Source organism: Hydrogenophaga defluvii (assembly GCF_042665235.1).
In the GTDB taxonomy this organism is placed as follows: Bacteria; Pseudomonadota; Gammaproteobacteria; order Burkholderiales; family Burkholderiaceae_C; genus Hydrogenophaga; species Hydrogenophaga defluvii_A.
On sequence record NZ_JBHTBZ010000080.1, the window covers coordinates 56,621 to 67,080 of the forward strand.

Here is a 10,460-nt window from a genome sequence, read left to right on the forward strand (position 1 = left end):
CTGATCGTTGTTCCAAAATCATAGGCATGCCCTTGTTCTGTGGCAGGCCAACAGGTGACAGTGCCCGCAAAAACACCCGGCCCACTTAAAATTGCGGGTTATCCCCCAGGTCCTACATGAACGCCCCCGTCGACGTTTCCTTTTTCGCGCGCGCCGCCAAGCCCATCACCAGCTACCGCCCGTACTGGGCCAAACGCTTTGGCAACGCGCCTTTCCTGCCCATGAGCCGCGCCGAGATGGAGCGCCTGGGCTGGGATTCGTGCGACATCATTTTGGTGACGGGCGACGCCTACGTGGACCACCCCAGCTTTGGCATGGCGGTGGTGGGCCGGGTGCTGGAGGCGCAGGGTTTCCGCGTCGGCATCATTGCCCAGCCCGACTGGCAAAGCGCTGAACCCTTCAAGGCGCTGGGCAAGCCCAACCTGTTCTGGGGCGTGACGGCGGGGAACATGGACTCCATGATCAACCGCTACACGGCCGACCGCAAGATCCGCAGCGACGACGCCTACACCCCGGGCGACGTGGGCGGCAAACGCCCCGACCGTGCCGCCATCGTCTACAGCCAGCGCTGCCGCGAGGCCTACAAAGACGTGCCCATCGTGCTGGGTGGCATCGAAGGCAGCCTGCGCCGCATTGCCCATTACGACTACTGGAGCGACAAGGTGCGCCGCTCCATTGTGGTGGACAGCAAATGCGATCTGCTGCTCTACGGCAACGCCGAGCGCGCCCTGGTGGAAGTGGCGCACCGCCTGGCCGCACGCGAGCCGGTGGACAACATCACCGACGTGCGCGGCACCGCCTTTGTGCGCCAGTCAACGCCTGAAGGCTGGTTCGAGATCGATTCCTCCGAGGTGGACCAGCCCGGCCGCGTGGACGAACACATCAACCCCTACCAGACCACCGCCGAGCAGGCGCAGGCCAAGGGTCAGACCTGTGCGAAAGAGGAGGGCGATGCCGCGAGCCAGCCCAACCCCGCCATCCAGCCCCTGGTCTTCCAGCCTCGCCACAAAACCCCGCGCGAGCGCACCGTCATCCGCCTGCCCAGCTACGAGCAGGTGAAAAGCGACAAGGTGCTCTACGCCCACGCCAACCGCGTGCTGCACGTGGAAGCCAACCCCGGCAACGCCCGCGCGTTGGTGCAGGCCCACGGCGAAGGCACCACCGCACGCGACGTGTGGATCAACCCGCCGCCCATCCCGCTGACCACGGCCGAGATGGACCACGTCTTCGACCTGCCTTACGCTCGCAGCCCGCACCCCGCCTACGCCGACGAGCACGGCGGCCACGACGGCGCGACCAAAATCCCCGCCTGGGAGATGATCCGCTTCAGCGTGAACATCATGCGCGGCTGTTTTGGCGGCTGCACCTTCTGCTCCATCACCGAGCACGAAGGCCGCATCATCCAGAGCCGCAGCGAAGAATCCATCATCAAAGAGGTCGAGGACATCCGCGACAAGGTCAAGGGCTTCACCGGCACCATCTCCGACCTGGGCGGCCCCACCGCCAACATGTACCGCCTGGGTTGCAAAAGCCCCGAAATCGAGGCCGCCTGCCGCAAGCCCAGCTGTGTGTACCCCGGCATTTGCCAGAACCTCACCACCAACCACGATCCGCTCATCAAGATCTACCGCCGCGCGCGCGCGCTCAAGGGCATCAAGAAAGTCCTGATCGGCTCCGGCCTGCGCTACGACCTCGCCGTCAAGAGCCCCGAGTACGTGAAAGAACTGGTGCAACACCACGTGGGCGGCTACCTCAAGATCGCGCCCGAGCACACCGAAAGCGGGCCGCTTTCCAAGATGATGAAGCCCGGCATCGGAAGCTACGACAAGTTCAAGCAGATGTTCGAGAAGTACACCGAAGAGGCTGGCAAGAAGCAGTTCCTCATCCCGTACTTCATCGCCGCCCACCCCGGCACCAGCGACGAGGACATGATGAACCTCGCCATCTGGCTCAAGAAAAACGGTTTCCGCGCCGACCAGGTACAAACCTTCTACCCCAGCCCCATGGCCACCGCCACGGCCATGTACCACACCGACCTCAACCCGCTCAAGGGCATCCACCGCGACGACCGGGCCGAGCGTGTGGACATCGTGCGCGGCGAAAAACGCCGTCGCCTGCACAAGGCCTTCCTGCGTTACCACGACCCCAACAACTGGCCCGTGCTGCGCGAAGCCCTCAAGGCCATGGGCCGCGCCGACCTCATCGGCAACGGCAAACACCATCTCATCCCCACCTTTCAGCCGCTCACCGACGGTGGCTACCAGAGCGCACGACGCAAGAACTCCACGCCTGGGGCGAAAGTTGCGGCGCCAGTGCCTGTGAAAGGGCGCATGCTCACGCAGCACACGGGTTTGCCGCCCAGGGCGGGGGTTAAGGGCAAGCCCAAGGGGCGGTGAGGGGTGCTTTGGGCCGAAAAAGATGACTGCCCCACCCAACCCCTTCAACGACGTTCAATCTGTAGCCAACTACGTCGACGGTCCCGCCCGCAATGTGCCCGGCTGGGCCGACATGATCCGCATGACGGACCTGCTGCTGACCGAGCGGGCGCCCGATGACGCCAACGTGCTGGTGGTGGGCGCGGGTGGCGGGTTGGAGTTGAAGCACCTGGCCCAGGCGCATTCGGGCTGGCGGTTTGTGGGGGTAGACCCTTCCCACGAGATGCTGAAGCTGGCCCACACCATGCTGGGGCCGCTGACCGACAGGGTGATGCTGCAGCAGGGGTATGTGGATGGGGCGCCCGAGGGGCCGTTTGATGCCGCCACCTGCCTGTTGGTGCTGCACTTTGTGCCGTTGAACGAGCGACGACGTTTGTTGGTCGAGGTGAAGCGGCGTTTGCGCCCAGGTGCACCGTTCGTGGTGGTGCACCTGAGTTTCCCGCAGTCGCCGGCCGAAAGGGCGGCGTGGTTGGGGCGGTACGCGGCCTTCATCGCTTCGTCGGGCGTGGACTTGACCAAGGCCCGGGCTGGGGCGGCTGCGGTGGGCGAGCGCCTGTCCATCGTATCGCCGCAGGACGACGAGCGCATGCTGATGGAAGCGGGCTTCACCGGCGTGCAGCTCTTCTATGCGGGGCTGGCCTTCAGGGGCTGGGTGGGCCACGCCTGAGGCGACCCGACTGTGTTCTGACAGCGTCTCAAGCCTTGCGCCCCACCCGCCACCCACCCGCTGGCAACCGCACCAGGTTCAGCAGATTGGCCGCCAGGATCAGCGCAATGCCCAGCACCGTGAACAGGTCCAATCCTTCCGCGTACATCAGCCAGCCCACCAGCGCGGTCAAGGGCACGCGCAAAAAGTCCATGGGCACCACCACGGTGGCGTCGGCGTGTTGCATGGCGCGGGCAAAGCAGTAGTGCGAGTAGGTGCCGCAGAACGCGACCACCACCACCCACCCCCAGACCTGCACCGAGGGCCATTGCCACACCCACAGCGCGGGCACCAGCCCGATGGCGCTTTGCACCACCAGCATCCAGAAGCTGATGGTGACCGCCGCGTCGGTGCGGGTGAGTGACTTCACCAGCACAACAGAGACGGCGAAGCCCAGCGCGGAAACCAGCGCAATGATCTGGCCAAGGTTCACCTCACCGGCATGTGGGCGCACGATGACCGCCACGCCCACCAACCCCAACAGCACGGCCAACCATTTGAGGCCGCTCATGCGCTCGCCGAGAAAGAGAACCGCGAGCGCCGCCGACCAGATGGGCATGGTGAATTCGATGGACACCACGTGGGCCAGCGGGATCAGCGTGAGCGCCACGAACCAGCCGTACTGCGCGGCATAGTGCACCGCGTTGCGCACGGTGTGCTGGCGCAGCCGCGTCGTTCTGACGGCGGCCAGACCACCGGCGGCGTGCACCAGCGGCCAGAGCATCGCCATGCCCAGGGTGGAGCGCATCAACATGATCTGGAAGACCGAGAGTTCGCGTGTGGCCTCGCGCCCGGCGACGGCGATCACCACCATCAGGGTCAGCCAGCCGGCCATCCAGGCGGCGGCACGGGCGATGGAGGGGGCAGGGGAATGCATTGAAGGAGGATAGCGGATGAGCTGCCCCACGATCTCGGTTGGGGGCAGGCATGCAACGGCTTTGCGTCAGCCCACGGTTTCCACGCGGTTGCGGCCCTTCTGCTTGGCCGCATACAGCCGCTGATCGACCGCCTGTATAAAGGCGCTGGCCGAGCCACGGCTGTGCGGTGAATGATGACACAGTGGCGTGTCAGAATTCCCACATGCCCCCTGTTGTGCAAGCCTCCTTCGCTGCCCGCGCCCTGTTGTTCTTGCTGCTGCTGGCCGGCGTCTATTTCTTCCGTGGTTTTGTGGTCCCGGTGTTGGCCGCGCTGATCATCGGTTTTGCCAGTTGGCCGCTGTACGCCCGTCTGGTGCGCGGCTGCAAAGGCAACACCACGGTGGCCGCCAGCCTGGCCCTGGTGGTGGTGGTGGCAGTGCTGGTGGTGCCCATGGGCCTGGCCCTGCACTTTGCCGTGCGTGAGGCCACGGTGTTTGTGCGCTGGGTGATGGAGGCCAACCGCATGGGCGCCCCCGCGCCGGCCTGGATAGCCGCGCTGCCCTGGGTGGGCGACACCCTGGCGGCCTACTGGCAGGAACACCTGAGCGCACCCCATGCGCTGGGCGAATGGGTGCAGCTCCTCAGCGGGCAGCATGTGGGCAACATTTCTCGCACGCTGCTGGCGGCCGGTGGCGACATCGCCTCGCTGTTGCTGATGGTGCTGTTCATGCTGATCACCCTGTTTTTTGTCTACAAAGACGGCATCCGCCTGGGCGCTCAACTCGACCGCGTGGGCGACCACCTGCTGCCCGGGCGCTGGCAGCGCTTTTCCCGGGTGGTGCCGGCCACCGTCAGCGCCACCGTCACCGGCATGGGCCTGATTGCGGTGGGCGAGGGCGTGGTGTTGGGCGTGGCTTACTGGGTGGCGGGTGTGCCTTCGCCCGTGCTGCTGGGTGTCATCACAGGCTTCATGGCCATGGTGCCCGGTGGCGCACCGCTGGCGTTCACCCTGGTGTCACTCTACCTCGTGGGTTCGGCCCAAGCCGTGGCTGGGCTGGCCTTGTTCGCCTGGGGCGCCATCGAGCTGTTCATTGTGGACAAGACCTTGCGCCCCCGCCTCGTGGGCGGGCCGGTCAAGCTGCCTTTTCTGCCCACCTTTTTTGGCCTGGTGGGCGGGGTCACCACCATGGGCTTGGTGGGCCTGTTCGTGGGGCCGGTGCTGATGGCGCTGCTGGTGGGCATCTGGCGCGAATGGGTGCACGGCCTGACGCCACGCCAAGCCAGCGACGCCAGCGTTTGAGGTCGGTGGGCACGCCGCGTTGAGCCGCCGTGTCACCGTGCCGACGCCGTGGCAAAAGCGGCATGGCGCATCTGCTATACATTCGTTCACGATGTGCCGGGAGCGTCACCGGCAACAAGAACCGAGGAGACCGCATGTCTATCACTTTTTCTGCCGGAAAAGGCACATGGCGCAACAGCCTGTCCACCCGTTTGCTGCTTTTGTTGGCCGGTGTGGCCACGCTGTTGTTGGCCACCGTGGCTTTGCTGGGCTGGCTCACCTTCATCAGTTCGCGCGAACGTGCCTTGGGCGAAATGCGCGACAGCACCGCGGCGGTGGCGTCGATGATGGAGCAGGTGGACGAGGCCGGCAGGGTGTCGGCCACGCAGTCCTACCCGCTTCTGGCCGACCAGCTGCCCGCCGTGATGTTCAGCCTGGAAGAGGGCGGTGACAAACCCCGGCTGCTGTGGGGCGGCGTGGACATGGCCGGCAACGAAAGCGCGGTGGATCAGTTCCAACGCCAGACCGGGGGCGTGGCCACGGTGTTCATGCGCGAGGGCGACGACTTCCGGCGTGTGACGACCAGCCTCAAAAAGGAAGATGGCAGCCGGGCCGTGGGCACCACGCTGGACCGCAAACACCCCGCCTACCCGCTGATGCTGGAAGGCAAGCCCTATGTGGGTCGGGCCGTGTTGTTTGGCAAAAACTACATGACCAAATACGAGCCGGTGGTGACCAACGGGCGCACCATCGGCATTCTTTTCATTGGCCACGACATGAGCGCACAGTTCGCGTCGCTCGGCGCCACCATGGCCTTGTTCGCGCGCGAACACAACCGCATGTTTGCGGTGGACCTGAACAGCGGCCAGGTGTTTGGCCAGCCGAATGCGCCCCGGCTGGACGCAGAAGACAAGGTGCTTGCCCAGCTGCGCGAGGCCGTGAAGGCCGGCGAGAAACAGGGCTCGCTCCAAAGTGAAACATTGCCGGCCGTGGGCCTGCCCCACGACGACGTGAACCTCTCCTGGACCCATTTCCCGCGTTGGAACTGGGCCATCGTCAAAGCCGAGCGCGACAGCGACAGCACCGCGCTGGCACGCCGAGGCGTGTTCACGCTGCTGGGCGTGGTGTTTCTCGGCTTGGTGAGTGCCGGGTTCCTGGTGGCGTTTGCCATCCGCCGCATGGTGTCGCAGCCGCTGCAGCAAGCGCTGGCCGCCGCCGAAAACTTGGCCCGCAACGATTTGACGCAGCCCTTGGTGCCGCGCACCCAGGACGAGGTGGGCCGGGTGCTGTCAGCGCTTGAATCTGTGCGTCAGCACTGGGTGGGCAGCCTGATGCAAATCCGCGAGGTGTCGGCTGGCCTGGGCACGGCCAGCAGCGAGATTGCCAGCGGCAACCACGACCTGAGCGCCCGCACCGAGTCGGCCGCCAGCAGCCTGGAAGAAACCGCCAGCAGCATGGAAGAACTCACCGCCACCGTGCGCCAAAGTGCTGACGCCGCACAACAGGCCAACCAGCTGGCCAGCAGCGCCGCCGCCGTGGCACACAAAGGGGGGCAGGTGGTGGGCGACGTGGTCACCACCATGGACGAGATCAACCAGAGCAGCCGCCGCATTGCCGACATCATCAGCGTCATCGACGGCATTGCCTTCCAGACCAACATCCTGGCCCTGAACGCTGCAGTGGAGGCCGCCCGCGCCGGCGAACAAGGGCGCGGCTTTGCGGTGGTGGCCGGCGAGGTGCGCAGCCTGGCCCAGCGCAGCGCTCAGGCCGCACGCGAGATCAAAGACCTCATCAGCAACAGCGTGACCAAGGTGCAGGCGGGCAGCGAGCTGGTGCAGCAGGCCGGCAGCACCATGGCCGAAATTGTGGGCAGCGTGCAGCGGGTGAGCGACATCATTGGCGAGATCCGCGCCGCCACCACCGAACAAAGCGACGGCATTGAGCAGATCAACAGCGCCATCAACCAGCTGGATCAGATGACGCAGCAAAACGCTGCGTTGGTGGAAGAAAGTGCCGCCGCCGCCAGCAGCATGATGGAGCAGACCAGCCGCCTGAGCGAGGTGCTGGCCGCCTTCCGTCTGGAAGGTGGCAGCCAGTTGCGGCTGCCGCGCTGAAAGAGGGGCCGGCGGCGCCTCAGAGCACGCCGCACACCGGCGCGGTGAGCGCCGTTGTGGCGTCGTCCAGCCGGGACTTGGCGGCGGCCACCGCCATGTCGCGTGGCAGGGGCACCCCGTTTTTGATGGCCAGAATTTCAGCCATCACGCTCACCGCGATCTCGGGCGGCGTTTTGCTGTCGATGTAAATGCCGATAGGCCCGCGCAGCCGTGCCAGGGTGGCGTCGCTGACATCAAAGTGTTGCTTCATGCGCTCGTGCCGCGCTTCGTTATTGCGGCGCGAACCGATGGCGCCAATGTAGAAGGCCTCGGTCTCCAGCGCTTCCAGCAAGGCCAGGTCGTCGAGTTTGGGGTCGTGGGTGAGGGCCACCACACAGCTGCGCCGGTCGGGTCGGAAGGCCTTGACCACGTCGTCGGGCATGTCGGACAACACCGTGGCGCGTGGCACCGACCAGGCGCCACGGTACTCCTCGCGCGGGTCGCACACCGTCACCGAAAACCCGCTGAACAGCGCCATGGTGGCCAGGTACTCGGTGAGCTGGCCCGCGCCAATCAACAACATGCGGAACTCGGGGCCAAACGCGTTGCTCAGCTGTTGGCCGTCCAGCAGCAGGCCATCGCCCGCCTGGGCCGCTTCGAGCGTGCACTGGCCATCGGCCAGCCGCACCGTGCGGCGCACCATCGCGCCGGCTTCCAGATGCGCCACCATGGCCTGTAACGTGGCGCCGTCGGGGTCGAATTCCAGCAACAGCTCCAGCGTGCCGCCGCAGGGCAGGCCAAAGCGGTGGGCCTCGTCGGCGCTGATGCCGTACTTCACCTGCTGCGGCGCGCCGGCCGGAATGGCATGGGGTTCGGCATCGCGGGCGGCCGCATCGCTTTGGTAGGCGCGGGTGTAGCGGTGGATCAGGTCGTCTTCAATACAACCGCCCGATACCGAACCCACCACCGCCCCGTGCTCCGACAAGGCCATGATGGAGCCCACCGGCCGGGGCGACGAGCCCCAGGTGCGCACCACGGTCACCAGCATGGCGCGCTGGCCGGCCAGGCGCCAGTCGCGCAGGGTGCGCAAAACGTACAGATCGAGGTTTTCCATGGCCCGATTGTCTCAGCGCAAGGGAATGGGCGTGGCCCGGTCCACCGCCACGGCGGTCACCGAGTTCTGCGGCGAACCCTCGATCACGCGGTCGGAATAGGTCAGGTACACCAGCGCGTGGCGCTTGGCGTCCACCATGCGCACAATGCGCAGCCGCTTGAAGATCAGGCTGGTGCGCTCGCTGAAGATTTCCTCTTGTGCCTTGATGGGCTTGGGGACCGTGATGGGACCCACCTGACGACAGGCAATGGACGCCTCCGACTTGTCCTCCGCCAGCCCCAGCGCCCCCTTCACGCCACCGGTTTTGGCGCGCGAGATGTAACAGGTGACACCCTGAACGCCAGGGTCGTCGTAGGCCTCCACCACAATCTTGTGGTCGGGGCCAATGAGCTTGAACACCGTGTCCACCGCGCCGATTTCCTCCGTGTTGGCGGAGCAGGCGGCGGTGGCGGCAAGCAGGAGGACGAGGGAGGGGAAAAGGCGGGACATGGTGCGGGGCTTTCGTGAGTGGGGCGGACGATGGATGGCCGATACCTTAGCAGCACGTCGACGGCTTGCAGCGGTTGCTGCCGGTCGTCAGATAGGCGCCGTCGGATCGCTCTCGGCACCATGAACTGACATTCAGGAGCTGGAGCGACAGGTAGGTTGAAACACGCACACGCCCAATGACTGGCTTTTGGCCTGGTACATGGCGGTGTCTGCGGCGCGCAGGTAGTCGTCCACCGTCGCCAGCATGGATGCACTGCTGACCAGTCCAATACTCGCGCCACTGATCACGGTGTGTTCGCCGACCACGTAAGGCGCTGCGAGGGCGGCGGCAATCTGTTGTGCGCGGTTGCTGGCTTCAGCGGGATCAATGGACTCCAACAGCACATTGAACTCGTCGCCACTCATGCGGGCGACCAGATCAACCGCCCGCACGCAGGATTCGAGCCGCCGCGCCACCTGCTGCAACAGCCGGTCGCCCACATGGTGCCCGTAGTTGTCATTGACGGCCTTGAACCCGTTGAGATCCAGCAGCAGCACGGCGAACATGGTGGCGCCATCGCGTGTGGGCACGCCATCACCGTTCGCAGCCTCGTTCTGGTGCAGCGCCACGAGATTCGCGAGGCGATCGCGGAACAACGGCCGGCCGGGCAAGCTGGTCAGCGCATCGTAGGAACTGCCACGGTCAGCCAGATCGCTCAACGAGCCCGCCATGCGCACCGCAACGCCGTCTTCAAACTCGGCGAGCCCGCGCCAATTGACCCACACCAGCCGTCCAGCCGCGTGAAACGCGCGGAAATCCACCGAAAAGTTCGGGCTGTTCCCCGACAGGTGCCTGCGGTAGGCCGCCTGCACGCGCACGCGATCTTCGGGATCGATGAGCTGCTCCAGAAAGCTCCAGCCACCGTCGTGCACATGATCGCCGCTGCCCAGCCCGACGATCTGGTGAAAGCGCCCGGACACATGCAGAGCGTCCGTTCGCAAGTCCCAGTACCAGATGCCGTCATTGGATCCGCGGGTCGCCAGCGAATAGCGGTTTTCGGAGCGTAACAACTCGATTTCGGTGTCCTTTTGCTGGGTGACGTCGATCATCAGGCCGATCATGCGGTTCGGTCGCCCCGGCTCGACCACTGCGCGGCACAGATCGCGCACCCACACGACCTTGCCGGATTTTGCAATCAGCCGATAGCTCATCTCGTAGGCATAGCTGTGCGTGGCGTTGTAGGCGGCATCATCGATAAGCAGGGCCTGTGCCAGATCATCGGGATGCACATGCGCCCGCCAAAAGCCCGGGTCAGACCGCCACTCCTCCACGGAGTAACCGAACAACCGTTCGACCTGCGGGCTCAGGAAAGTATTGCCCACGCCGATTTCAGCTTCCCAAACGACGCCATCAATGGTTTCCAGCAAGCGCAAAAAGCGCTGGCGAATCTCCACCAGCACCTGCTCGGTGACCTCGGTGATCTCGATCAGGACACCCTGGCGGCTGA

General features: G+C 65.4%; 8 protein-coding genes. 4 read left to right on the forward strand and 4 right to left on the reverse strand.

All coding sequences use genetic code 11. From position 1 onward, the window contains the following. Positions 1-116: 116 nt before the first annotated feature. Together ACFQU0_RS20335 and ACFQU0_RS20340 are read left to right on the forward strand one after the other, a co-directional pair. Complete coding sequence (locus ACFQU0_RS20335) at positions 117-2,396, forward strand: YgiQ family radical SAM protein (RefSeq protein WP_382203850.1); 2,280 nt, start codon at positions 117-119, stop codon at positions 2,394-2,396. Between the two features lie 22 nt (positions 2,397-2,418). Beyond that, positions 2,419-3,102: a class I SAM-dependent methyltransferase gene (locus tag ACFQU0_RS20340; protein ID WP_382203852.1), complete on the forward strand. Its 684-nt coding sequence runs from the start codon at positions 2,419-2,421 to the stop codon at positions 3,100-3,102. 28 nt (positions 3,103-3,130) lie between these two features. On the opposite strand, the gene ACFQU0_RS20345 is transcribed toward ACFQU0_RS20340, so the two are convergent. Next, positions 3,131-4,018: a DMT family transporter gene (locus ACFQU0_RS20345; protein WP_382203854.1), complete on the reverse strand. Its 888-nt coding sequence runs from the start codon at positions 4,016-4,018 to the stop codon at positions 3,131-3,133. Between the two features lie 203 nt (positions 4,019-4,221). Here ACFQU0_RS20345 and ACFQU0_RS20350 point away from each other — a divergent pair, with 203 nt between their 5' ends. Together ACFQU0_RS20350 and ACFQU0_RS20355 are read left to right on the forward strand one after the other, a co-directional pair. Continuing rightward, positions 4,222-5,298, forward strand: coding sequence for an AI-2E family transporter (locus ACFQU0_RS20350; RefSeq protein ID WP_382203856.1), 1,077 nt, complete (start codon positions 4,222-4,224; stop codon positions 5,296-5,298). 134 nt (positions 5,299-5,432) lie between these two features. Further along, positions 5,433-7,391 carry a methyl-accepting chemotaxis protein gene (locus ACFQU0_RS20355; RefSeq protein WP_382203858.1) on the forward strand — a complete coding sequence of 653 codons (1,959 nt, stop codon included), beginning with the start codon at positions 5,433-5,435 and terminating at the stop codon, positions 7,389-7,391. A 19-nt stretch (positions 7,392-7,410) separates the two neighbouring features. Here ACFQU0_RS20355 and ACFQU0_RS20360 read toward each other — a convergent pair whose 3' ends face one another. From ACFQU0_RS20360 to ACFQU0_RS20370, 3 genes are all read right to left on the reverse strand, one after another. Further along, positions 7,411-8,484: an XdhC family protein gene (locus tag ACFQU0_RS20360; RefSeq protein WP_382203860.1), complete on the reverse strand. Its 1,074-nt coding sequence runs from the start codon at positions 8,482-8,484 to the stop codon at positions 7,411-7,413. 12 nt (positions 8,485-8,496) lie between these two features. Then, on the reverse strand, positions 8,497-8,973 hold the full coding sequence (locus ACFQU0_RS20365; protein WP_382203862.1) for a CreA family protein: 477 nt from the start codon (positions 8,971-8,973) through the stop codon (positions 8,497-8,499). A gap of 132 nt (positions 8,974-9,105) precedes the next feature. Beyond that, a partial coding sequence (locus ACFQU0_RS20370; RefSeq protein WP_382203864.1) for a diguanylate cyclase domain-containing protein occupies positions 9,106-10,460 on the reverse strand: 1,355 nt, incomplete at its 5' end.

Bases quoted from the DNA above. Each gene is read 5' to 3' on its own strand.
- ACFQU0_RS20335 (WP_382203850.1), top strand. From the start codon at position 117: ATGAACGCCCCCGTCGACGTTTCCTTTTTCGCGCGCGCCGCCAAGCCC.
- ACFQU0_RS20350 (WP_382203856.1), top strand. From the start codon at position 4,222: ATGCCCCCTGTTGTGCAAGCCTCCTTCGCTGCCCGCGCCCTGTTGTTC.
- ACFQU0_RS20340 (WP_382203852.1), top strand. From the start codon at position 2,419: ATGACTGCCCCACCCAACCCCTTCAACGACGTTCAATCTGTAGCCAAC.
- ACFQU0_RS20355 (WP_382203858.1), top strand. From the start codon at position 5,433: ATGTCTATCACTTTTTCTGCCGGAAAAGGCACATGGCGCAACAGCCTG.
- ACFQU0_RS20365 (WP_382203862.1), bottom strand. From the start codon at position 8,973: ATGTCCCGCCTTTTCCCCTCCCTCGTCCTCCTGCTTGCCGCCACCGCC.
- ACFQU0_RS20360 (WP_382203860.1), bottom strand. From the start codon at position 8,484: ATGGAAAACCTCGATCTGTACGTTTTGCGCACCCTGCGCGACTGGCGC.
- ACFQU0_RS20345 (WP_382203854.1), bottom strand. From the start codon at position 4,018: ATGCATTCCCCTGCCCCCTCCATCGCCCGTGCCGCCGCCTGGATGGCC.